Raw genomic sequence first — 22,679 nt, 5'->3', positions numbered from 1 at the left:
CTCGCGGTGCAACGTCTTGTTAGAGCCGCCCGCGATGGGGGGGCGATTAGAGAAAAAGACCGACTAGGATCAGCAACCAGAGCAACGCCCCTGGAATAATGCAGAGCACGTTGTGCAGGCTGATGCGCTTGTTGTTTGCACCTTGTGGGTCGCCGCTGGCCAGGTTGGCTTTTGCTTGGATCACCGCCATGGGCCAGGCGGGGATAATGACGCCGACCGTTATCAGGAGCAGCTCGACGACTGCGCTCTCTTGGCTATCGACTTTGGCCAGGCCGTTACTAACCACAGTGATAACGATATACATCCAGGCGGTCAGGCCGTATTTCCAGTCGTCCAAGCCTTGGGCTTGCAGTTGGTCGCGGATGCGCGCGCACAGCGAATGGACGAAGAAGATGTTGAACAGCGAACGCGCTGCCGGGTAAATCTTCTTTGGCAGCATGGCGGCGCGCTGGGTGTCCCACTGTTTGTAGAACCAGTAAACGCTGTACAGGCCCAAGGTCAGGAAGAACAGCAGAAACAGCTTGCTGGTCGAGGTGACGAAGAAGGTTGTGGCGGAGGGGGAATCATTGACCAGCAGATCCGCGCTGGGGGTTTGATACAGGTTATCCATTGACCTTTGCTCATGAGTGGCGCTGCGTGATCGGGATGCGCAGGCGCGTTGGTTTCGAGTCCGTGATCCGCTGCGGGTATCCCTGTGGCCTGTGCGGCGGACGAACTGTCCGGTTAACTGACTGCTGCAAAACGCCCTGCGTTCCTCAACAGCCCGTTCAGGGCAGCCGCGATTCTATAAATAATCGGCGGCTAGGTGTGCCAAGTGCTTGGTATAACCGCACGGCGGATTGCCGTCTGTGCCGCCCGCTGAAACCTATCTCCTGAGTCAAGATCGCGCTAGAATGCGCGCCGCTTGTGGCCATGTCGGCTGCAGCAATGGGTTCCCTAACCCCATTCAACGCAAAAAGGACACACCCATGACCTTGATTCCTGCGTCGGTCAGCCGCTCTGTGCTGGCTGGGCTAATCGCCTTTCACCTGCTTATCATCATCGCCAGTAACTACCTGGTGCAGCTGCCGATCACCCTGTTCGGCTGGCATACCACCTGGGGCGCATTCAGTTTCCCGTTTATCTTTCTCGCCACCGATCTGACTGTGCGCCTGCTCGGCAAGCACTCGGCGCGGGTGGTGATCGCCCGCGTTATGCTGCCGGCGTTGGCGGCTTCCTACGTGGTGTCGGTGCTATTCCACGACGGCGCTTTCGGCGGCCTGGCGACGCTGGGTGAGTTCAATCTGTTCGTCTTCCGTATCGCCATTGCCAGCTTTCTGGCTTATGCCTTCGGCCAGTGGCTGGATATTCAGGTGTTCGACCGCCTGCGCACGCTGCGCCAGTGGTGGGTCGCGCCGACGACCTCGACCATCTTCGGCAACCTGCTGGATACCTTCCTGTTCTTCTCGGTGGCCTTCTGGCACAGCGACGATCCGTTTATGGCCGCCAACTGGGTGGAGATCGCCTCGGTGGATTACGTGATCAAGCTGGCCATCAGCCTGATTCTGTTCGTGCCGCTGTACGGCATGCTGCTTGGCGCCATCGTGCGGGCGTTGCCGCAGCGCGCGGTGCCGGCTGTTTGAGCGCAGGAAAGCGCGCAAGCAAGCCCAGCTGGCGCGCCGTTATGCGCCCTGCACTGGGCTGGCGGGGTAACGCTGCTGTGGTTCGATGATCTGCTCCTGGGCGGCCACTAAGGGCAGGTCACGCGAGCCTTCAGCGGTTTTCTGCACCAGCGCATAAAGCGTCGCGGTGGCCAGTTCCAGCGCTTGCGGCAAGGCATGGCCGGCCAGTAAACGCGCCAGCAGGGTCGCGGAAAACACGTCGCCCATGCCGTTGGGCAGCGGATGCAAGGCCAGGCGCGGGGTGCTCACTAACCACGCCCCTTCACCGTTGACGGCCAAGGTGCCGAGTTGGTCGGCGGGGATGTCGGGTGTGGACAGGCTGGTGATCACAATCACGTCTGGGCCACGGCCGCGCAGTTGGCGTGCCGTGCGTACGGCGTCCGCCACGCTGTTGAGCGTGCTGGCGGTCAGCAGTTCGAACTCGAACTGGTTGGGCGTGATGATGTTGGCGCAGGGCAGCGCCAGGTTGCGCAGAAAATCCGGAATAGCCGCGTTAACGAAAACACCCCGGCCGACGTCGCCCATCACCGGGTCGCAGAGGTAGCGCACGGCTGGGTTGTCGCGACGAATCTCGTCCACCGCTTCGAGAATCACCGCACCAATCGCCGCATCGCCCAGGTAGCCGGACAACACCGCCGATACCCGCGCCAGCGCGCCTCGCTCACGCAGCCCGGTGAGCACGTCACGAATGTGCTCGGCATCGAATACCTGGCCACGAAACTGACCGTAACCGGTGTGGTTGGAGAACTGCACCGTATGCACCGGTAGCACCTCAAAACCTAAGCGTTGCAGCGGGAACACAGCCGCGTCGTTACCCACGTGGCCGAGGGCGACATGCGATTGAATCGACAGAACAAGGGATGGGGCGCAAGCATTCATGGTCGGTGAAGATCCTTATGCGAAGGGTGCGAGTCCAGCGGCGCATTATTGGCCAATCACTGCGGTCTAGGCCATGACCGCTTGCGTTTGATGATCGCTGTCGCGGCACGTTGGCTTGGCCGAGCCTAACTAATTGCCCCTCTGGCATATTTCCGGCAGGGTTGCAGATTGATCACCGTGAGCCACATGAGCTGCGCTGTTAACAATAAATAAGAGGTGTTTGGCTATGAATGATGCATCCCTCCAAGACGCGGCAGCCCCCGAGGGCGTTTGCTACGGCTGCGGTCCTTCTAATTCTCATGGCCTGCATATTAAAAGTTACTGGCATGAGGACGGCGTGCACGTCATGGCTGAGCACCTTCCTGACGCCAAATACTCAGGCTGGCCAGAGCTGGTCTACGGCGGGTTGATTGCCATGCTGGTCGACTGCCACTCCAACTGGACGGCCATGGCCTATCACTACCGCGCCGAGGGTCGCGAGGTTGGTAGCCTGCCGCGCATTGATTGCGTCACCGGTAATCTCGGCATCAAGTTCATCAAGCCAACGCCTATGGGTGTACCGCTAACCTTGCGCGCCAAAGTTGAAGGCGAAGTCGGGCGTAAGAGCCGGATTGTCTGTGAGGTCTACGCAGGTGATGTGCTCACTGCCATCGGTGATTCGGTATTCGTGCGGGTTGATACCGCGCAATTAACTGCTGATGCGCACGGGCGGGATGCTTGAGGAGCTAATAGGGGACAGCTCCCCATTCTTCTGAGGGTTTTCAAGCGCAGTGGTCAACTAATCCCGGACAGCGCTTCAGGTTTTCTTGCGCGTTTAAGCAATCAGCCAAGCCGCTAACTTGAGCGCTAGGTATAAGCCAAGCCCGAAAACACTGTGCGTTACTAGGCTTTTTAGGCAGTTTTTCAGGGGGGTGGCGGTCTTGGATGATGCGATGCCCGATCCCATTGCGGGCTGAATGATCAGCAGTGGGATGAGCACCGTTAGCACACCCATCGCCAATGCCGGCAGCCAAGTCGGCTGCAGCGCCCACTCCATGCCTTGAACACCAATCAGTACGCCAGCAAAGGCGATTCCGGTGGCGTAGTGCATGAGCCACCCGAGAGCAAGCTCATCCTGCACAGGCGCAGATTTGGCGATAGCCTTGTGGCGAAACTGGCCGCGAAAAATATGTCCCACCCAGCGCCCGACGTAGGCAAAGTTGAGTGTTGCCACGCCAAAGCGTTGCAGCAACATTAGCCATGCGTCCATGACTAATGTTGCGCCGACGCCGATGCTGAAAATCAGTAAAAGCTTATTGAGTAGTGGGGGCATGATGACCTCGATGGGTTGATTGCTCTGCTGTTGAGCATCAATCTACAAGTTCAAGTTAACTTGAGGTCAAGAGGTCGTTATGGACATTCGCGATGTGGTTAAACGCTCGGGCTTGCCTGCGTCGACTTTGCGTTTTTACGAGGAAAAGGGCTTGGTCATGACCCTTAGCGAAAAGGGCGAGCGGCGGCGCTTTTCGGCAAATATTCTCGACCAGTTGGCGTTGATCGCTTTGGGCCAATCTGCCGGCTTCACGCTTGAAGAAATTCGCCTGATGCTTGCCGCCAATGGCGGGGCAAGCATTGACCGGCAGGCTCTTATGCACAAGGCCGAGGAGATCGAGCAGAACATTAAACGCCTGCGCGCAGTGAGTCTCGGGTTGAAGCATGCAGCGCAGTGCCCGGCACCCAGTCACGCCGAATGCCCGACGTTTCAGCGCCTGTTAAAAGCGCAATCTGCTTTAGCGCAGGCTAAACGCAAAAAGTGAAAACGGGTTGGATATCGCCAAACAAAACGCAAACAAGCCCCGCACGAGGCGAGGCACAGGGAGCGTGTTGAGCGCCGCTTAAGCCGCGCTCAATGACCCCCAGCATTTGCAATGCCGTTACAGCATGGCCAGCAAACTGGCGTACGGCATGGCTTGGAAGTCGATCGACATCATTGCCAGCGCGCCGGGTGCATTCCACCGCACTGACACGAAAAACACCCTGCCCGCCCGCCGTTTTCAGAAAAAACTGCGGTGACGCCCTGCTGGCTTGGAAAAAACGCCAAGCCGCCTGCCCCTAAGCTGTGTCCCATGCCCACCGGCCCGGAGACATTGCCATGCCCCTCGACCATCCTCTTTTGTTTAAATCGCTCTGCTATGTCGACGGGCATTGGCTGCACAGCAGCAACGGCGCCAGCGTTGCCGTGCAGAACCCCGCCGACCAGCGTGTGATCGGCCATGTGCCGATGCTCCAGCGGGAGCAGATCGTTGCCGCGGTAGACGCTGCCCAGCGCGCCTTTGTGGTGTGGCGTGAGCAGAGCCTGGACTACCGCGCGGCTATTCTGCGGCGCTGGGCCGAGTTGATCCTGCAGCATCAGGAAGACTTGGCGCGCATCCTCAGTGAAGAACAAGGCAAACCCCTGGCCGAGGCCCGTGGCGAAATCCGTTACGCGGCGAGCTTTATCCCTTGGTATGCCGAAGAAGCGCGGCGCTTGTATGGCCAGACTATCCCCAGCCACATTGCCGGTGCCCAGCTCGGCACGCTGAAGGAGCCGGTGGGTGTCTGTGCCCTGCTCACGCCGTGGAATTTCCCCTCGGCGATGATCACCCGCAAGGCCGCCGCCGCCCTGGCTGCTGGCTGCACGGTGGTGGTTAAACCGGCGCATGAAACGCCCTATTCTGCCTTCGCCCTGGCGCAATTGGCCGAGGAAGCGGGCTTCCCCGCCGGGGTGTTCAACGTGGTGTTGGGCGAGCCGCAAATGGCCATGGAAACCCTGGTTAAGGACGTTCGCGTGCGGGCGGTGAGCTTTACCGGCTCAACCCGCGTCGGCAAGTTGGTGCTGCATGCTGCGGCGCAGGACGTGAAAAAGGTCGCGCTGGAACTGGGCGGCAATGCGCCGTTGATTGTTTGCGCCGATGCCGACATTGGCCACGCCGTGCAGGTGGCGCTGGACGCCAAGTTTCAGACCTCCGGCCAGGACTGCTGCGCGGCCAACCGCATCCTCGTGCAGCGCCCGGTTTATGAGGAGTTTTTGCAGCGTTTTGCCAAGGCGGTGCGCGGCCTGAGCGTCGGCCCGGGCCTGGATGACCGGCATGCAATTGGCCCGCTGATGCACCAGGCGGCGTTTGATGTAACGGCGGCGCGGGTGGCCGATGCCCTGGAGCAAGGCGCGCGCCTGCTGGCGGGTGGCGAGCCGCATGCGCTGGGCGGCTGGTTTTGGCAGCCGACGCTGCTGGCTGATGTCACCCCGGCCATGCGTATCTACCAGGAAGAAAACTTTGCGCCAATTGCCGGCGTGCTGCCCTTCGACACGCTGGATGAGGCCGTGGCCATGGCCAACGACACCGAGTACGGCCTGGCAGCTTACATTTGCTCCAATCGGCTGGACGTTGTTCACCCACTGATCCGCCGTCTCGACCACGCCATGGTCGCGGTCAATGGAACCAAATTCACCGGCCACCCGATCCCTTTCGGTGGCAAAAAATCCTCCGGCCTCGGCCGTGAGGGCGGCGCGGAGGGCTTTGAGCCTTTCGTCGAAACCAAGTACTTCTGCATTCATCACCAGGGCCAGCGTTACTGAGCCAATCCGGAGGATTTCCATGAGCCATTACGACGAGTTGTTCGAGCAGGACCGTGCCCACTTTATGCACCCGTCCACCCACGCCCATGACCACGCCAGCGGCGCGCTCCAGGGACGCATCATCAAGAGCGCTTCGGGCATCCGCATCAAGGATCACCAAGACCGCGAGCTGATCGACGCCTTTGCCGGCCTGTACTGCGTGAACATCGGCTACGGCCGCACCGAGGTCGCCGAGGCGATCTACAAGCAGGCCAAAGAGTTGGCCTACTACCACACCTACGTTGGCCATTCGACCGAGGCGATCATTGAGTTGTCCCGGCGCATTATCGAGTGGGCACCGCAGGGCATGAAAAAGGTTTACTACGGCATGTCCGGCTCGGACGCCAACGAAACCCAGATCAAGCTGGTGCGTTACTACAACAACGTGCTCGGTCGGCCGCTGAAGAAGAAGATCATCTCGCGTCAGCGCGGCTACCATGGCTCGGGCATCATGACCGGCAGCCTGACCGGCTTGGCCAGCTTCCACCAGCATTTCGACCTACCGCATGCCGACATCAAACACGCCACGTGCCCGCATTTTTACAAGGCTCCGGCGGGTATGGATGAGGCGGCGTTCGTGCGTTATTGCGCCGAGGACCTAGAACGCATGATCCTGGCTGAAGGCCCGGACACCGTGGCGGCCTTTATCGGCGAGCCGGTGATGGGCACCGGCGGCATCATCGTCCCGCCTGAAGGTTACTGGGCCGCGATCCAGGCCGTGCTGGCCAAGTACGACATCCTGCTGATCGCTGACGAAGTGGTGTGTGCCTTCGGTCGTCTGGGTACGCCGATGGGCAGCCAGTTGTTCGGCATGCAGCCAGACCTGATCACCACGGCCAAAGGCCTGACCAGCGCTTATGCGCCGTTGTCAGCGGTGATCGTCGGTGAAAAGGTGTGGAACGTGATCGACGAAGCCTCCACCCGCGACGGTGCCATGGGCCACGGCTGGACCTATTCCGGTCACCCGATCTGCGCCGCTGCTGCACTGGCCAACCTGGACATTCTGGAGCGGGAAAACCTCACCGCCAACGCCGCCGAGGTGGGTGCTTATCTCAACCAGCAATTGCGCCAAACCTTCGAAGGCCACCCGTTGGTTGGCGAAGTACGCGGTGTCGGCATGCTCGCCGCGCTGGAGTTTATGGCGGACAAAGAAGCGCGCACGCCGTTCGATGCCGCGCTGAAGGTTGGCCCACGGGTCTCGGCCGCTTGCCTGGAGCGCGGCATGATTGCCCGCGCCATGCCGCAAGGTGACATCCTCGGCTTCGCCCCGCCGCTGGTGCTGACTAAGGCTGAAGCGGATTTGCTGGTGGGTATCGCCAAGTCGGCGGTGGATGCAGTGGCCAGCGAAGTGCTGTAACGGCGGTCACGCTGAGCCAAGCACATCGTCGTAGCAAGACGCCTACAGGAAGTTGTTTCTGTAGGCGTCTTGCTCGTTGCACATAAGCCTGCCCAGGTGCTGTGGCAGGTTAGCTTTACATGGTCTTTACACTGCGCTGACCTGCGCTTGCACAGGCTTGCCGATAATGTGCCCTGCCCGTAAACCCTGCGGGCGCTGCATTCTTCGGAGCCCATGATGAAATCATCCCTCGCGCGTAGTGCCATCGCTGCTTTGCTGTTGGCGACCCTTTCCGTCAATGCCTTTGCCGGCCCGGGTGGGCCTGGCCCTGGACATGGCCCGCAGCCTGGTGGTCCGGGATTTGGCTGGGGTGGTCCAGGCCCGCGTCATGGGCACGGCTTGCCAGACTTTGCGCGCGAACTGTGGATAGGCAGTGCTTTGTATTTCGTTGCGGCAGGTTCCTATTACATGTGGAACGCCGACCGTAAACAGTACGTGGTGGTCGATGCGCCGCCAGTAGCGAACAATGCTCCGGCCGCTAACTACACCGTCATTGCTTATCCGGCACGGGGTCAGGACGCCGATTTGCAGGCCCGCGACCGCTACGAATGCCATACGTGGGCGGTTAGTCAGAGTGGCTTCGATCCAGCCAGTGCGACCAGTGCACCCGCGGAGAGCACTAGCGGTTATTACCGGCGTGCCCTTGGTGCTTGTCTTAGCGGGCGTGGTTACAGCATTAACTAAGCGTGTAGCCTAACTTGGAGCAGAGCGGCCTCAGCGGGCCGCGCTCTTCTCCAGCTTGCGCAGGAACACACTCATTTCCTTTTCTGCCTGCTTGTCGCCCTTGGCCTGTGCCGCGCTGATGCCTTGCTGCCAGGCTTGGCCTGCGCCCGTAGTGTCGCCGTCGGCTTGCAGGGCCTTGCCCAGCAGCTTCCAGGCGGCGGAGTAGCTGGGGTCGAAGGCCACACAGCGTTGCAGGTGCTCGCTTGCCAGAGCGGCGTTGCCTGCATCCAGATGGCCTTTGCCTAGGCCGAAGCGCAGTAAGGCGTTATCGATGCCCTTGGCCAGCATCTTCTCCAGCGCTTCAGTGCTCATTGCGACTCCTAGAAGAAGGTCAGGCCGACCTGGAACAAGCGCTCGGCATCGCGGATGTACTTTTTGTCGACCAGGAACAGGATCACGTGGTCGCCCGACTCGATCACCGTATTGTCGTGGGCGATCAACACTTCTTCCTTGCGGATCATCGCGCCAATCGTGGTGCCGGGCGGCAGGGCGATATCGGCGATGGCGCGGCCGACCACCTTGCTCGACTTGGCATCGCCGTGGGCGATCATCTCAATGGCTTCGGCAGCACCACGGCGCAGGCTGTGCACGCTCTCAATGTCGCCACGGCGCACGTGGGTCAGCAGGGTGCCGATGGTGGCCATCTGCGGGCTGATGGCAATGTCGATTTCGCCGCCCTGAACCAAATCAACGTAGGCCGGGTTGTTGATGATGGTCATCACCTTGCGCGCGCCGAGGCGCTTGGCCAGCAAGGACGACATGATGTTGGCCTCGTCGTCGTTGGTCAGGGCTAGGAAGATGTCGGCGTCGCTGATGTTTTCTTCCACCAGCAGGTCGCGGTCCGAGGCGCTGCCCTGCAGCACGATGGTGCTGTCGAGGGTTTCCGAGAGATACCGGCAACGGGCCGGGTTCATCTCGATGATCTTCACCTGATAGCGGCTCTCGATGGCTTCGGCCAGGCGTTCGCCAATATGCCCGCCGCCAGCGATTACCACCTTTTTGTAGCTGACTTCCATGCGGCGCATTTCGCTCATCACTGCGCGGATATGCGCTTTGGCGGCGATAAAGAACACTTCGTCATCAGCTTCGATCACGGTGTCGCCTTGCGGCATGATCGCCCGGTTACGGCGGAAAATCGCCGCCACGCGGGTGTCGACATTCGGCATGTGTTCGCGCAGCTGGCGCAGTTGTTGGCCGACTAGCGGCCCGCCGTAGTAGGCCTTGACCGCCACCAGTTGGGCCTTGCCGTCGGCGAAGTCGATCACCTGCAGCGCGCCAGGGTATTCGATCAGACGTTTGATGTAGTTGGTCACCACCTGCTCGGGGCTGATCAGTACGTCGACCGGAATCGACTCGTTGCTGAACAGGCCGCTGCGGGTCAGGTAGGCCGCTTCGCGCACCCGGGCAATCTTGGTCGGGGTGTGAAACAGGCTGTAGGCCACCTGGCAGGCGATCATGTTGATTTCATCGCTGTTGGTCACCGCCACCAGCATATCGGCATCATCCGCGCCGGCCTGGCGCAGCACCGTCGGGAACGAGCCGCGACCCTGTACGGTGCGGATATCCAGACGGTCGCCGAGGTCACGCAAGCGCTCGCCGTCAGTGTCGACCACGGTGATGTCGTTGGCTTCACTGGCCAGGTGTTCGGCCAGGGTGCCGCCGACTTGGCCTGCACCGAGAATGATGATCTTCATGCAGTCTGTTCCTCAGCCGCGCGGGGCGGCAGCGATTTTCATCAGCTTGGCATAGTAAAAGCCGTCGTGGCCGTCTACTTGCGGGAATAACTGGCGACCGTGCGGCGTTTTGCTACCGAACGTGCCGGCAATATCCAATTCACGGGCACCTGGGGTACGCGCCAGAAACGCCGCGATGTTCTCGCTGTTTTCCGCGGGCATCACCGAGCAGGTGGCGTAGAGCAGAATGCCGCCGACCTCCAGGGTTTGCCACAGGCTATCCAGCAACTCGCCTTGCAACTGCGCCAGCGCCGGAATGTCTTCAGGCTGGCGGGTGAGTTTGATATCCGGGTGACGACGAATCACCCCAGTGGCTGAGCAAGGTGCGTCGAGCAGGATGCGTTGGAACGGCTTGCCGTCCCACCAGGCCGCCAGATCGCGACCATCGGCGGCGATTAATTCAGCGTGCAGGCCCAGGCGTTTTAGGTTTTCACGCACGCGTACCAGGCGCTTTTCTTCCAGGTCCACCGCCACTACCCCGGCCAGCGCGGGTTGCGCCTCCAGCAGGTGGCAGGTCTTGCCGCCGGGCGCGGCGCAGGCGTCCAGCACGCGTTGGCCGGGTGCGAGGTCAAGCAGTTCGGCGGCCAGTTGCGCGGCTTCGTCCTGCACGCTGAGGCGACCTTCAGCAAAGCCCGGCAGGGTGGTCACGTCACAGGCTTGCAGCAAACGGATGCCATCGCGGCTATAGGTGCAGGGCTCGGCTTCAAAGCCGACCCGGCGCAGCTCGGCCAGATAGTCGTCCCGTGTACCGAGGCGACGATTGACCCGCAGAATCAGCGGTGGATGGGCGTTATTGGCCGCGCAGATGGCTTCCCACTGCTCCGGCCATTGCGCCTTCAGGGCTTTCTGCAGCCAGCGCGGGTGGGCGGTATGCAGCACCGGGTCGCGATCCAGGCTGGCGATAATGCTCTCGCCGTCGCGCTGGGCATTGCGCAGCACGGCATTCAGCAGGCCTTTGAGCGACGGCTTCTTCAGCTTGTCGACGCAGGCCACTGTTTCACCGATGGCGGCATGCGCCGGGATACGGGTGTAGAACAGCTGATAGAGGCCGATCAGCAGCAAGGCTTCAACGTCACGGTCGGCGGCCTTGAAGGATTTTTGCAGCAGCTTGTCGGCAATCAGCGCCAGGCGTGGCTGCCAGCGGGCGGTGCCGAAGGCCAGGTCCTGGGCCAGGCCACGGTCGCGTTGCTCAACCTTATCCAGTAGCGGCGGCAGGCTACTGCCCAGCGAGGCTTTGCCATTGAGCACCACGGCCAGGGCGCGGGCAGCAGCCAGACGTGGGTTCATTGACCGAGCACCAGGCCTGGGGCGAACTGCTCGCGGCGGCTGTTGTACAAGTCGCTGAAGTTCAGCGCCTTGCCACCGGGCAATTGCAGGCGGGTCAGGCGCAATGCGCCGCTGCCGCAGGCCACGGTCAGGCCGGATTTGTCGGCGGCGAGAATGCTGCCTGCTGCCCCGCTGCCTTCACCGATCTCGGCTGCGTGTACTTTGAGTGCTTCGCCATTCAGCGTGCTGTGACAGATCGGCCAGGGGTGAAAGGCGCGTACCAGACGCTCCAGCTCGATGGCTGGGCGGTTCCAGTCAAGCCGCGCTTCATCCTTGTTGAGCTTGTGTGCGTAGGTCGCCAGGCTGTCGTCCTGCACCTCGCCAAGCAGCGTGCCAGCAGCCAGGCCGCTAATGGCTGCAATGACTGCCTGCGGGCCGAGGCTGGCCAGACGGTCGTGCAGGCTGCCGCCTGTGTCGGACGCAGAGATCGGCGTGCAGACTTTCAGCAGCATCGGCCCGGTATCCAGGCCGGCTTCCATCTGCATCACGGTGACGCCGGACTCGGCATCGCCGGCTTCGATCGCGCGCTGAATCGGCGCGGCACCGCGCCAGCGTGGCAGTAGCGAAGCGTGACTGTTGATGCAGCCCAGGCGCGGCGTATCCAGAACCACCTGCGGCAGAATCAGGCCGTAAGCCACCACCACCATCAGGTCGGGTTGCAGTGCTGCCAGTTCGGCCTGTGCATCGGGGTCGCGCAGGGTCTGCGGCTGATACACCGGAATTGTGTGTTGCAGGGCGAGCTGCTTGACCGGGCTTGGCGTGAGCTTTTGCCCTCGGCCAGCCGGGCGATCTGGCTGGCTGTACACGGCAACAATCTGGTGGGGCGTGTCGAGCAGGGCTTTGAGGTGCTCGGCGGCGAACTCGGGGGTGCCGGCAAAGACAATACGCAAAGACTCAGACATGGGTTCTCACTGCTAGAAAGAAAAAGGCTTGCCGCAGCAAGCCTTTATAGATGTGGCTCAAGCCTGCTGGCGATGTTGCTTTTCCAGCTTCTTCTTGATGCGGTCGCGTTTGAGATTAGACAGGTAATCGACAAACAGCTTGCCGTTGAGGTGGTCGCACTCGTGCTGAATACACACGGCCAGCAGGCCTTCGGCGATCAGTTCATAGGGTTGGCCATCGCGGTCCAAGGCCTTGATCTTGACCTTCTGCGGGCGGTCGACGTTTTCGTAGAAGCCCGGCACCGACAAGCAGCCTTCCTGGTACTGATCCACTTCCTCGGTCAGCGGTTCAAACTCGGGGTTGATAAATACCCGTGGTTCGGACTTGTCCTCGGATAGGTCCATCACCACCAGGCGCTTGTGCACGTTGACTTGCGTCGCCGCGAGGCCAATGCCGGGTGCGTCGTACATGGTTTCAAACATGTCATCGATCAGTTGACGCAAGGCGTCGTCGACTACGTCCACCGGTTTAGCGATGGTACGCAGGCGCGGATCGGGAAATTCGAGGATATTCAGGATCGCCATATGCGTTTGTGATGCACTTGTGGAATAAAGTCAAAATCCGCTGCTAAGATGATGAGCAGCATTGAAAAACGGCTTCACGCCGCAGTACGACTGGGTTTCGTCGCGGCGCTAGGGCGCTCTACGTGAAGGCACATAATAAAGGGATTCACCGCATGAGGAAATCACTACTCGCCCTGCTGCTGCTTGCCGCAAGCGGCTTGGCCCAGGCCGAAGTGCAACTCAAGGACGGTCACCCAGACCGTTACACCGTCGTTAAGGGTGACACCCTCTGGGATATTTCCGGAAAGTTTCTTAGCCAGCCGTGGAAGTGGCCTGAGATCTGGCACGCCAATCCACAGGTGGAAAACCCTCATCTGATCTATCCGGGCGACCAGCTCAGCCTGGTATATATCGATGGCCAGCCACGCCTGATGCTCAACCGTGGAGAGTCGCGCGGCACTATCAAGCTGTCGCCGCAGGTGCGTAGCACGCCGATGGCCGAAGCTATTCCGGCGATTCCGCTGGAGGCGATCAACAGCTTCTTGTTAAGCAACCGCATCGTGGATACGCCTGAACAATTCCAGGCTGCCCCTTATATCGTTGCTGGCAACGCGGAGCGTGTAGTCAGTGGTGCGGGTGATCGTGTGTATGCCCGTGGCAGTTTTGTTCAAGCTGCGCCGATCTACGGCATCTTCCGTCAGGGCAAGACCTATACCGACCCTGACACCAAGGAGTTCCTTGGGATCAACGCCGATGACATCGGTTCCGGTGAAATCGTTGCTGAGGAAGGTGATATTGCCACCATGACCCTCACCCGTTCGACTCAGGAAGTACGCCTCGGCGACCGTCTGTTTCCGACTGAAGAGCGGGCCATCAACTCGACCTTTATGCCGGGTGAGCCGAGCGCTGAGATCAATGGTGTGATCATTGATGTACCCCGCGGCGTGACCCAGATTGGTCAGTTCGATGTGGTGACCATCAACAAGGGCGCACGTGATGGTCTGAGCGAAGGCAACGTGCTGGCGATCTACAAGACCGGTGAAACCGTACGTGACCGGGTAACGGGCGAGTCGGTGAAGATTCCGGATGAGCGCTCTGGCCTGCTAATGGTGTTCCGTACCTACGACAAGCTGAGCTATGGCTTGGTCCTGGGGGCTTCTCGCTCCCTGGCAGTGATGGATAAAGTACGTAACCCTTAACACCGAGAGCCCCGCGAATGCGGGGCTTTTCATGGCGCGCCATCCCCGGCCGCCGCTCTGCCGCCCATGCGGCGCGACTGATCAAGGATGATCCGCATGTCGCAACCTTCTGCTGTTTCCCCGTCTGAGTTAGAAGCCCGTTTGCGCCTGCACTGCTTGCCAGAGCTTGGGCCTAGACGCTTTCGCAAATTACTCCAAGCCTTCGACAGTGCCTCCGCTGCGCTCAGTGCCCCGGCCAGTGCCTGGCGCTCTTTGGGGTTGCCACAGGCGTGCAGTGACGCGCGGCGCAGTGCCGAGGTGCGCGAGCGAGCGGCGCAGAGCCTGGCCTGGCTAGAGGCGGATAGGCATCACCTGCTGATGTGGGATGCCAGCATTTATCCCGGGTTGCTGGCCGAGTTGGTGGATGCACCGCCGTTACTGTTTATTGCCGGTGATTCGACGCTGCTGGAGCAGCCGCAATTGGCGATGGTTGGTAGTCGGCGTGCATCACGGCCGGGGCTGGATACCGCACAGAGTTTTGCCCGCAGCCTGGCCGGTGGCGGCTTTGTGATTACCAGTGGCTTGGCGCTGGGGATTGATGGTGCTGCCCATCAGGGCGCGCTGGATGCCAATGGTAAGACGGTCGCGGTGCTCGGTACTGGCTTGCAGTGTTTGTACCCGGCGCGACACAAAGCCTTGGCAGCGGCGATTGTCGAGCAGGGTGGTGCGTTAGTCTCCGAGTTGCCGCTGGACTGCCCACCGCAGGCGGGTAATTTTCCGCGGCGCAACCGCATCATCAGTGGCCTTTCTGTAGGGGTATTGGTGGTTGAGGCCAGCCCGTCTAGCGGCTCGCTGATCACTGCGCGCCTGGCCGCCGAACAGGGCCGTGAGGTGTATGCGATCCCGGGCTCAATTCACCATCCCGGCGCGCGTGGTTGCCACCAGTTGATCCGCGAAGGGGCGACGCTGGTGGAAAGTATTGAGGACATTCTGCAAGCCTTGCGCGGCTGGCAGGTGCAGTCGCCCAGTGCTGCAACACGCAAAGCAGAGCCGGTTAGCCATCCACTGCTGGCGCTGTTGCATGCTGCGCCGCACAGCAGCGAGGCGCTAGTAGCGGCCAGTGGTTGGCCATTGGTCGAGGTTTTGGCCGCGCTGACCGAGCTGGAGCTGGAAGGTCGTGTGGCCTGTGAAAATGGCCGCTGGGTGGGCCTTGCACCTTGAACGGGGTCTTGGCTTGGATACACTGCCCGTCAAGTGTTTAGCGGAGAGCAGTAAATGGTCAGCAACTGGCAGATACAGCAAGCCGCACTGGTGGTGCGTAATGGTGGGGTGATTGCCTATCCGACTGAAGCCGTATGGGGCTTGGGCTGTGACCCGTGGAATGACGAAGCGGTCGAGCGTTTATTGGCGCTGAAGGACCGCCCCGTGCACAAAGGCCTGATTCTGGTGGCTGGCGATATCGAGCAGTTTGATTTTCTGCTCGAAGACTTGCCGGAAATTTGGTTGGCGCGCCTGAGTGGAAGCTGGCCGGGACCGAACACCTGGCTGGTGCCGCATCAAAACCGCTTACCGGAGTGGATCAGTGGGCAGCACAGCAGCGTGGCCCTACGCGTCAGCGATCATCCACAGGTGCGGGCACTTTGCCGGTTGACCGGCCCGCTGGTCTCGACGTCGGCCAATCCGGCAGGCCGGCCTTCGGCACGCAGCCGTTTGCGCATCGAACAGTATTTTCCCGGTCAGTTGGACCACGTGCTAGGTGGCACCTTGGGTGGGCGCAAAAACCCCAGCCTGATTCGTGACCTGGTCAGTGGTGATGTGGTCAGGCCGTCCTGAGGGTTTCCGCTTACGTAGGGTGGGTTAGCGGCGCATTGCCACGAAATCGATAATCTGTGCGGTGTTAGCGCCGCGTAACCCACCATTCCGGCACCACGGATGGCCATGGTGGGTTACCGCGCGGCAGGCATTGGACTGTGCCTGTGAAACCGCTTGGCGTGCCTAACCCACCCTACGGGTTTTTATGGCAGCAGAATGGTCGAGCCAGTGGTTTGCCTCGCGCTCAGGGCTGTTTGCGCTAGCGCAGCATCTTTGAGTGCATAGCGGTTACTGATCTCAACCTGCAGTTGCCCGCTGCTGATCATGCTGAACAATTCGTCAGCCATGCTTTGCAAGTGTGCCGGTGTATCGGCGTATCCCGCCAGGGTCGGGCGCGTGACGAACAACGAACCCTTCTGCGCGAGAATGCCCAGATTGACCCCGCTAACCGCACCGGAAGCGTTGCCGAAGCTGACCAGCAAGCCGCGCGGTGCCACACAATCCAGCGATGTTTCCCAGGTGTCCTTGCCGACGCCGTCGTAGACCACCGGACACTTCTTGCCGTCAGTCAGCTCCAGTACGCGCTCGGCGACGTTCTCATGGCTGTAGTCGATGGTCGCCCAAGCACCCTGCTCTTTGGCCCGCGCGGCTTTTTCAGCCGAGCTAACGGTGCCGATCAACTTGACGCCTAGTGCCTTGGCCCATTGGCATGCCAGCGAGCCAACGCCACCGGCGGCGGCATGGAACAGAATGATTTCGCCGCCTTGCAGGGGGAAGGTCTGGCGCAGCAGGTATTGCACCGTCAGGCCTTTGAGCATCACCGCGGCGGCCTGCTCGAAGCTGATCGCATCCGGCAGCTTCACCAGCTTCTCAGCCGGTAGCACATGCAATTCGCTGTACGCGCCCAGCGGCCCGGTGGCATAGGCCACGCGGTCGCCAACCTGAAAGCTGCTCACCGCAGCACCCACTGCCTCGACAATCCCCGCGCCTTCAGTGCCCAAGCCGGAAGGTAGGGCTGGCGGCGCATACAAACCGCTGCGGAAATAGGTGTCGATAAAATTCAGGCCAATTGCCTGGTTTTGCACCCGCACTTCATGCGGGCCAGGCGCGCTTGGTTGATAGTCGAGGTAGTCGAGAACTTCGGGGCCGCCGTGGCGGTTGAACTGGATACGCATGGGCATTATCGGATTCCTCAACGATTGAATTGCTGGATCATGCACGTGCAGGCGCAAGAGTGTCGCTATCCAACCGCCTCCATTGACTGGCGTCAACTGCGACGTGGTACTGGCAGATGCTATGCTTGCCGCCGATTTTGCTGCTCAGCGCCTGTGCTGCTGAGTGGCCTTAACTGCTTTCAAGGTGCCGCCGTGAGTGACCGTACTGAGGCCGTCAAAGCCTACCTGCTGGATCTACAAGACCGTATCTGTAATGCCCTGCAAGCCGAAGACGCTGGTGCTGAGTTCTTCGAAGATGCCTGGCAACGTCCTGCCGGCGGCGGCGGTCGTACGCGGGTTATGGAGAATGGTGCGCTGATCGAAAAGGGCGGGGTGAACTTCTCCCATGTGTTCGGTGACAGCCTGCCGCCTTCGGCCAGTGCCCATCGTCCAGAATTGGCCGGGCGCGGTTTTGAAGCCCTCGGCGTGTCGCTGGTGATCCACCCGGAAAACCCCTACGTGCCGACCTCGCACGCCAACGTGCGGTTCTTCAGCGCCGAGAAGGAGGGCGAAGAGCCGGTTTGGTGGTTCGGTGGTGGCTTCGACCTGACGCCTTACTACGGCAATGAAGAAGACTGCCGACACTGGCACCAGGTCGCCCGTGACGCCTGTGCGCCGTTCGGTGCCGAGGTCTATCCAAAGTTCAAGGCTTGGTGTGACCGCTACTTCCACCTCAAACACCGGGGTGAGCCGCGTGGCATTGGCGGGCTGTTCTTCGATGACCTGAACCAGTGGGACTTCGACACCAGCTTTGCCTTTATGCGTGCCATCGGCGATGCCTATATCGAGGCCTATCTGCCCATCGTGCAGCGCCGCAAGCTGACCCCGTATGGCGAGCGCGAGCGTGAATTCCAGGCCTTCCGCCGTGGTCGCTACGTCGAGTTCAACCTGGTGTTCGACCGTGGCACGCTGTTTGGTCTGCAGTCTGGCGGCCGCACCGAGTCGATCCTTATGTCGCTGCCGCCGCATGTGCGCTGGGGCTACGACTGGAAGCCCGAGCCCGGTAGCGAGGAAGAGCGCTTGACCGAGTACTTCCTGACTGACCGCGATTGGCTGCCGGCAGCACCGTAGGATGGGTTAGCCGTCCGCGCCGTGCTCGAAGTTGAACGCGGTGTGTAGGCGGCGTAACCCATCATTGCGTAGTACCTGCTGACGCCTTGTTGGGTTACGCGGCGGCTTATACCGTTGTATTTTTCTGATGAGCGAGTGCGCCGCTAACCCAACCTACGAGCGCGCTCTGTTGCTACATAAGGACTCTCCATGGACCGCTACGGTGTATTCGGCAACCCCATCGGCCACAGCAAGTCGCCGCTGATCCATCGCCTGTTTGCTGAGCAAACGGGCGAGTATCTGAGTTATGAGGCCTTGCTCGCTCCGCTTGAGGACTTCCCGGGCTGTGCCCGCAGTTTTTTTGCGACGGGGCTGGGCGCTAATGTCACCGTGCCGTTCAAAGAGCAGGCATTCGCTCTGGCTGATCAGCTCAGTGCCCGTGCTCGCCGTGCTGGTGCGGTGAATACCCTGAAGAAACTCGCCGATGGCCGCTTGCTCGGTGACAACACCGACGGTGCCGGCCTGGTGCGTGATCTGACCGTCAATGCCGGGGTCACGCTCAAGGGCCAGCGCATCCTTCTGCTTGGGGCTGGCGGTGCGGTGCGCGGGGTGCTTGAGCCGCTGCTGGCCGAGCACCCGGCGGCGCTGGTGATCGCCAACCGTACGGTAGAAAAAGCCGAGCAACTGGCCCGCGAATTCGCTGACTTAGGCCCAGTGGTCGCCAGCGGCTATGACTGGATCGACGCGCCGGTGGACCTGATTATCAACGGCACGTCGGCCAGCATGGCTGGTGATGTCCCGCCGCTTGCCCCGAGCCTGATTCACCCAGGGCATACCCAGTGCTACGACATGATGTACGGCAAAGATCTGACGGCCTTCAACCGTTGGGCGGTCGAACAGGGTGCGGCCCGCGCCCTGGATGGCCTGGGCATGCTGGTTGAGCAGGCGGCTGAAGCTTTTGCTCTGTGGCGCGATGTGCGTCCAGCCAGCGGTCCGGTGTTGGCCGAGTTGCGTCGCTTGTTAGCCGAGGGTTAAGCGCATGCGCCTGAGTGCGGATCAGTTGGCGCAAATTAGCGCGCTGACCGTGAGCCATTATCAGGACTGTGCCGAAGACTTCCGCGCCGGCACTCGCGATCATGACGTCAGCCAAAACATCGTTGCCCTGCTCGCTGCTATTCAAGCCTCTGCGCCCTACCAGATTCTCGATTTCGGCTGCGGGCCGGGACGCGATCTGCGCACGTTTAGCGCCATGGGTCATAGCGCTGTTGGTTTGGACGGTTGCTCGCGCTTTGTCGAAATGGCCCGCGCGGACAGCGGCTGTGAAGCCTGGCAACAGGACTTTCTAGCCCTCGATCTGCCGCCTGAGCGCTTCGACGGGGTGTTCGCCAATGCCGTGCTGTTTCATATCCCGAGTCAGGAGTTGCCCCGGGTGCTGGCGCAACTGCATGCCACGCTGAAGCCGGGCGGTGTGCTGTTTAGCTCCAACCCACGGGGCGATAACCAGGAAGGCTGGAATGGGGATCGCTACGCGGCGTACTACGACCTCGACAACTGGCGCGCTCTGCTCCGCGCTGCCGGCTTTAGTGAGCTGCAGCATTACTACCGTCCAGCCGGTTTGCCCCGCGCTCAGCAGCCCTGGTTAGCCAGTGTTTGGCGGCGGGATGAGTGATGCCGGCGCTGCACAAACCATGGCGGTAGCCTGTTGTGGCCCGGCTTAAAGCCAGACGTTAAAAGCCTCGCTGCTTCGTGCAATTGCCGACCTTGCTTGTGTTTGAGTCGTAGCGGGGCGTATCGCATTATCGTTATATCTTGCTGTATATAACGATGGCTGCTCTACTTGCGCCAGCGCCACAGACAATCAGGAGTTTTTGATGAAGTTCGGTCTTTCCCAAGCACTGCTCACGCTATTTGCCGCCGTGGCATGCAGTAGTAACGCCATGGCTGATCAGGTGCAGGTCGCGGTTGCCGCTAACTTCACTGCGCCTATGCAAGCGATTGCCGTCGAGTTTGAGAAGGATACCGGCCACACCGTGCTCGCCGCCTTCGGTGCCACTGGTCAGTTGTATGCGCAGATCCGCAATGGTGCACCGTTTGAGGTATTCCTGAGTGCCGATGCGAGCACGCCGGCCAAGCTGGAGAGCGAAGGTCTTGGCGTTCGTGGTTCGCGCTTTACTTATGCGCTTGGCAGCCTGGTGCTGTGGTCGGCCAAACCGGGTTACCTCGATGGCAGCGATGCGGTGCTCAAGGCCAATCAGTACCAGCACCTAGCGCTGGCCAATCCGAAGGCTGCGCCGTACGGCCTGGCTGCCAGCGAAGTGTTGGCGAAACTGGGCCTGAGCACGGCGGTGCAGGACAAGCTGGTTGAGGGGCAGAACATCACCCAGGCGTATCAGTTCGTGGCGACTGGTAACGCTGAGCTGGGCTTTGTCGCGCTGTCGCAGGTGTACAAGGATGGCCAGCTCAGCAGCGGTTCGGCGTGGAGGGTACCGGCGCAGATGCATACGCCGATCAAGCAGGATGCGCTAATCCTCAAGCAAGGCGAGCAGAACCCGGCCAGCCAAGCCTTGGTTGACTACCTCAAAGGTGCCAAGGCCGCTGAGATCATCAGGTCCTATGGTTACCAGCTCTGAACAGGTAAGTAGTTGCGATGCCACTGACTAATGCTGATTTCGCGGCGGTACTGCTGACGCTTGAGCTGGCCGCGCTGAGCACGGTATTGCTGCTACTGATCGGTACGCCGATTGCCTGGTGGTTGGCGCGCACCGGCTCGCGCTGGCAGCAGCCGATTGGTGCCATCGTCGCCCTGCCGCTGGTGCTGCCGCCAACGGTGATCGGTTTCTACCTGCTGCTCAGCATGGGTCCGCATGGCGTTATTGGCCAACTGACCCAAAGCCTCGGCCTGGGCGCTCTGACCTTTAGCTTCGCCGGGCTGGTGATCGGTTCGGTGTTCTATTCTCTGCCCTTTGTTGTGCAACCGTTGCAGAACGCCTTTGAGGCGATTGGCCGGGCACCGCTGGAGGCCGCCGCAACCCTGCGCGCCGGGCCGTGGGATGGGTTTTTCAGTGTGGTACTGCCGTTGGCCAAACCAGGTTTTGTCACTGCCGCGATTCTTGGCTTTGCCCATACCGTGGGCGAGTTCGGCGTGGTGCTGATGATCGGCGGCAATATCCCCGGCAAGACGCAGGTGGCCTCCGTACAGATCTACAACCATGTAGAAAGCATGGAGTACGCGCAGGCCCATTGGCTGGCAGGCGGTATGTTGCTGTTTTCCTTTATCGTGCTGCTGGCTCTCTACTCCGGGCGTAGTCGCCAGCGGGTGTGGCAATGATCTGGCCGTTTTCGCCTGGTAACTCGGTTATTCGTACAGTCGCGGGGCTGGGGGAAATTCAGGCGCGGTTCAAGGTTGAGCATGCTGGCTTCACCCTGGATGTCGACGTGCATCTGCCTGGTCGCGGGGTCAGCGCCCTGTTTGGTCACTCCGGCTCGGGTAAGACCAGTTGCTTGCGTTGTTTCGCTGGCTTGGATCAGCCCGCTGAGGGCTACCTGCAGGTTAATGGCGAGTTGTGGCAGGACAGCGCCCAGGGCATCTTCGTGCCGGCGCATAAGCGTGCCGTGGGGTACGTGTTTCAGGATGCCAACCTGTTTGCCCACCTGTCAGTGCTGGGCAACTTGCAGTTTGGCCTGAAACGCATTCCCACCGCGCAGCGACGGATTGCCCTGGAGCAGGCGGTGGAGCTGCTGGGTATTGGCCATTTGCTGCAGCGTTTGCCGGGCAAACTGTCCGGTGGTGAGCAACAGCGGGTCGGCATCGCCCGGGCGCTGCTGACCAGCCCGCGTTTGCTGCTGCTGGATGAGCCGTTGGCCTCGCTCGACCTCAAGCGTAAGAAGGAAGTGCTGCCCTACCTAGAGAGGCTGCATGCTGAGCTGGAAATTCCAATTGTCTACGTCAGCCATTCCCCGGACGAAGTGGCGCGTTTGGCCGATCATCTGGTGCTGCTGGAGGACGGCAAGGTCAGCGCCAGCGGCCCGCTCAAGGAAACCTTGCTGCGCGCCGACCTGCCTTTTGTTTTCGAGGATGATGCCGAGGCCGTTATCGATGCACAGGTCTTGGCCCATGACCACGCTTACGGGCTGCTTGCGGTGCAGCTGCCTGGCAGTGCCATCAGCCTGCAGTTGCCGCACGGACCGTTGCCGCTGGGCCAGTCGGTGCGGATTAAGATCAAGGCGCGGGATGTCAGCCTGAGCCTGCAGCGGGCCGAGGACAGCAGCGTGCTCAACCTGTTGCCGGCCCGGGTAATCGACTGGATCGAGGTGGCTGAACAAGCCCACGTATTGGTGCGCATCCAAGTGGCTGGTGAGCAACTGATTGCGCGCATCACGCGTTATTCCTTCGACCGCCTGAACATTCAGCGCGACCAGTCACTGTGGGCGCAGGTCAAGTCGGTGTCGCTGCTGAGCATTGCCTGACTCAGCGGCTTTTGGCTGTCGACACGGATGCCTGCCAAGTTCTGCATAATCGCGCTATCTTTCTGACGGAATCACTCTTTCGGCTGCTTTTATCCCGTATTCGCTGCAGTACCCTGTGGCGCGCGTTTGTCTAAGCTGACTCGGTTCAGCATTGCTCACAA

The 22,679-nt window shown here is 60.9% G+C and carries 25 protein-coding genes; 16 read left to right on the top strand and 9 right to left on the bottom strand.

The window, feature by feature from the left end:
* Positions 1-46: 46 nt before the first annotated feature.
* Positions 47-610, bottom strand: coding sequence for an MFS transporter permease (locus tag VCA57_RS04730; protein WP_411183808.1), 564 nt, complete (start codon positions 608-610; stop codon positions 47-49).
* 358 nt (positions 611-968) lie between these two features.
* Here VCA57_RS04730 and VCA57_RS04725 point away from each other — a divergent pair, with 358 nt between their 5' ends.
* The gene (locus VCA57_RS04725) at positions 969-1,622 is read left to right on the top strand and encodes a 7-cyano-7-deazaguanine/7-aminomethyl-7-deazaguanine transporter (protein ID WP_411183807.1); all 654 of its coding nucleotides are present in this window, start codon (positions 969-971) and stop codon (positions 1,620-1,622) included.
* Positions 1,623-1,661: 39 nt separating this feature from the next.
* On the opposite strand, the gene pdxY is transcribed toward VCA57_RS04725, so the two are convergent.
* On the bottom strand, positions 1,662-2,540 hold the full coding sequence (gene pdxY / locus VCA57_RS04720) for a pyridoxal kinase PdxY (protein ID WP_411183806.1): 879 nt from the start codon (positions 2,538-2,540) through the stop codon (positions 1,662-1,664).
* A 226-nt stretch (positions 2,541-2,766) separates the two neighbouring features.
* On the opposite strand from pdxY, the gene VCA57_RS04715 reads away from it, so the two are divergent.
* Complete coding sequence (locus tag VCA57_RS04715; RefSeq protein WP_411183805.1) at positions 2,767-3,261, top strand: PaaI family thioesterase; 495 nt, start codon at positions 2,767-2,769, stop codon at positions 3,259-3,261.
* A gap of 93 nt (positions 3,262-3,354) precedes the next feature.
* On the opposite strand, the gene VCA57_RS04710 is transcribed toward VCA57_RS04715, so the two are convergent.
* Positions 3,355-3,852 carry a DUF2938 domain-containing protein gene (locus tag VCA57_RS04710; RefSeq protein ID WP_411183804.1) on the bottom strand — a complete coding sequence of 166 codons (498 nt, stop codon included), beginning with the start codon at positions 3,850-3,852 and terminating at the stop codon, positions 3,355-3,357.
* A gap of 79 nt (positions 3,853-3,931) precedes the next feature.
* Here VCA57_RS04710 and VCA57_RS04705 point away from each other — a divergent pair, with 79 nt between their 5' ends.
* From VCA57_RS04705 to VCA57_RS04685, 5 genes are all read left to right on the top strand, one after another.
* On the top strand, positions 3,932-4,336 hold the full coding sequence (locus VCA57_RS04705) for a helix-turn-helix domain-containing protein (RefSeq protein WP_411183803.1): 405 nt from the start codon (positions 3,932-3,934) through the stop codon (positions 4,334-4,336).
* Positions 4,337-4,460: 124 nt separating this feature from the next.
* Positions 4,461-4,592, top strand: coding sequence for a hypothetical protein (locus VCA57_RS04700; RefSeq protein WP_411183802.1), 132 nt, complete (start codon positions 4,461-4,463; stop codon positions 4,590-4,592).
* Positions 4,593-4,671: 79 nt separating this feature from the next.
* Entirely contained in the window at positions 4,672-6,135 is a 1,464-nt protein-coding gene (locus VCA57_RS04695; RefSeq protein WP_411183801.1) for an NAD-dependent succinate-semialdehyde dehydrogenase, read from the top strand.
* Between the two features lie 19 nt (positions 6,136-6,154).
* Positions 6,155-7,531 carry an aspartate aminotransferase family protein gene (locus VCA57_RS04690; protein WP_411183800.1) on the top strand — a complete coding sequence of 459 codons (1,377 nt, stop codon included), beginning with the start codon at positions 6,155-6,157 and terminating at the stop codon, positions 7,529-7,531.
* A gap of 216 nt (positions 7,532-7,747) precedes the next feature.
* The gene (locus VCA57_RS04685; RefSeq protein ID WP_411183799.1) at positions 7,748-8,254 is read left to right on the top strand and encodes a hypothetical protein; all 507 of its coding nucleotides are present in this window, start codon (positions 7,748-7,750) and stop codon (positions 8,252-8,254) included.
* 30 nt (positions 8,255-8,284) lie between these two features.
* Here VCA57_RS04685 and VCA57_RS04680 read toward each other — a convergent pair whose 3' ends face one another.
* Genes VCA57_RS04680 through def form a run of 5 tightly spaced genes read right to left on the bottom strand, consistent with a single transcriptional unit; the run spans position 8,285 to position 12,818 of the window.
* Positions 8,285-8,605 carry a hypothetical protein gene (locus tag VCA57_RS04680; RefSeq protein WP_411183798.1) on the bottom strand — a complete coding sequence of 107 codons (321 nt, stop codon included), beginning with the start codon at positions 8,603-8,605 and terminating at the stop codon, positions 8,285-8,287.
* An 8-nt stretch (positions 8,606-8,613) separates the two neighbouring features.
* The gene (gene trkA / locus VCA57_RS04675) at positions 8,614-9,987 is read right to left on the bottom strand and encodes a Trk system potassium transporter TrkA (protein ID WP_411183797.1); all 1,374 of its coding nucleotides are present in this window, start codon (positions 9,985-9,987) and stop codon (positions 8,614-8,616) included.
* A 12-nt stretch (positions 9,988-9,999) separates the two neighbouring features.
* Entirely contained in the window at positions 10,000-11,313 is a 1,314-nt protein-coding gene (gene rsmB, locus VCA57_RS04670; RefSeq protein WP_411183796.1) for a 16S rRNA (cytosine(967)-C(5))-methyltransferase RsmB, read from the bottom strand.
* Complete coding sequence (gene fmt, locus VCA57_RS04665; RefSeq protein WP_411183795.1) at positions 11,310-12,254, bottom strand: methionyl-tRNA formyltransferase; 945 nt, start codon at positions 12,252-12,254, stop codon at positions 11,310-11,312. Before fmt ends, rsmB begins: the two co-directional genes overlap by 4 nt.
* 57 nt (positions 12,255-12,311) lie before the next feature.
* On the bottom strand, positions 12,312-12,818 hold the full coding sequence (gene def, locus VCA57_RS04660) for a peptide deformylase (protein WP_397491924.1): 507 nt from the start codon (positions 12,816-12,818) through the stop codon (positions 12,312-12,314).
* 152 nt (positions 12,819-12,970) lie between these two features.
* On the opposite strand from def, the gene VCA57_RS04655 reads away from it, so the two are divergent.
* From VCA57_RS04655 to VCA57_RS04645, 3 genes are all read left to right on the top strand, one after another.
* Complete coding sequence (locus VCA57_RS04655) at positions 12,971-13,996, top strand: LysM peptidoglycan-binding domain-containing protein (protein ID WP_411183794.1); 1,026 nt, start codon at positions 12,971-12,973, stop codon at positions 13,994-13,996.
* A gap of 96 nt (positions 13,997-14,092) precedes the next feature.
* Complete coding sequence (dprA, locus tag VCA57_RS04650; protein ID WP_411183793.1) at positions 14,093-15,196, top strand: DNA-processing protein DprA; 1,104 nt, start codon at positions 14,093-14,095, stop codon at positions 15,194-15,196.
* Between the two features lie 54 nt (positions 15,197-15,250).
* Positions 15,251-15,808: an L-threonylcarbamoyladenylate synthase gene (locus VCA57_RS04645; RefSeq protein WP_411183792.1), complete on the top strand. Its 558-nt coding sequence runs from the start codon at positions 15,251-15,253 to the stop codon at positions 15,806-15,808.
* Between the two features lie 182 nt (positions 15,809-15,990).
* Here VCA57_RS04645 and VCA57_RS04640 read toward each other — a convergent pair whose 3' ends face one another.
* Positions 15,991-16,968 (bottom strand): NADPH:quinone reductase, encoded by a 978-nt coding sequence (locus VCA57_RS04640; RefSeq protein ID WP_411183791.1) that lies wholly within the window; start codon positions 16,966-16,968, stop codon positions 15,991-15,993.
* Positions 16,969-17,154: 186 nt separating this feature from the next.
* On the opposite strand from VCA57_RS04640, the gene hemF reads away from it, so the two are divergent.
* The 6 genes from hemF (at position 17,155) to modC (ending at position 22,518) form a co-directional block, all read left to right on the top strand.
* Positions 17,155-18,072, top strand: coding sequence for an oxygen-dependent coproporphyrinogen oxidase (gene hemF / locus VCA57_RS04635; protein ID WP_411183790.1), 918 nt, complete (start codon positions 17,155-17,157; stop codon positions 18,070-18,072).
* Between the two features lie 189 nt (positions 18,073-18,261).
* On the top strand, positions 18,262-19,086 hold the full coding sequence (aroE, locus tag VCA57_RS04630; RefSeq protein WP_411183789.1) for a shikimate dehydrogenase: 825 nt from the start codon (positions 18,262-18,264) through the stop codon (positions 19,084-19,086).
* A 4-nt stretch (positions 19,087-19,090) separates the two neighbouring features.
* The gene (locus tag VCA57_RS04625; RefSeq protein ID WP_411183788.1) at positions 19,091-19,720 is read left to right on the top strand and encodes a class I SAM-dependent methyltransferase; all 630 of its coding nucleotides are present in this window, start codon (positions 19,091-19,093) and stop codon (positions 19,718-19,720) included.
* A gap of 202 nt (positions 19,721-19,922) precedes the next feature.
* A complete protein-coding gene (modA, locus tag VCA57_RS04620) occupies positions 19,923-20,681 on the top strand; it encodes a molybdate ABC transporter substrate-binding protein (protein WP_411183787.1) in 759 nt (252 codons plus the stop codon).
* Between the two features lie 17 nt (positions 20,682-20,698).
* Positions 20,699-21,379 carry a molybdate ABC transporter permease subunit gene (gene modB, locus VCA57_RS04615; protein WP_411183786.1) on the top strand — a complete coding sequence of 227 codons (681 nt, stop codon included), beginning with the start codon at positions 20,699-20,701 and terminating at the stop codon, positions 21,377-21,379.
* Positions 21,376-22,518: a molybdenum ABC transporter ATP-binding protein gene (gene modC / locus VCA57_RS04610; protein ID WP_411183785.1), complete on the top strand. Its 1,143-nt coding sequence runs from the start codon at positions 21,376-21,378 to the stop codon at positions 22,516-22,518. The genes modB and modC overlap by 4 nt, the downstream gene beginning before the upstream one ends.
* The last annotated feature ends 161 nt before the right edge of the window (positions 22,519-22,679 follow it).

This window comes from Pseudomonas sp. (genome assembly GCF_046581935.1).
In the GTDB taxonomy this organism is placed as follows: Bacteria; Pseudomonadota; Gammaproteobacteria; order Pseudomonadales; family Pseudomonadaceae; genus Aquipseudomonas.
This window is presented reverse-complemented; position numbering and strand designations above follow the sequence as displayed.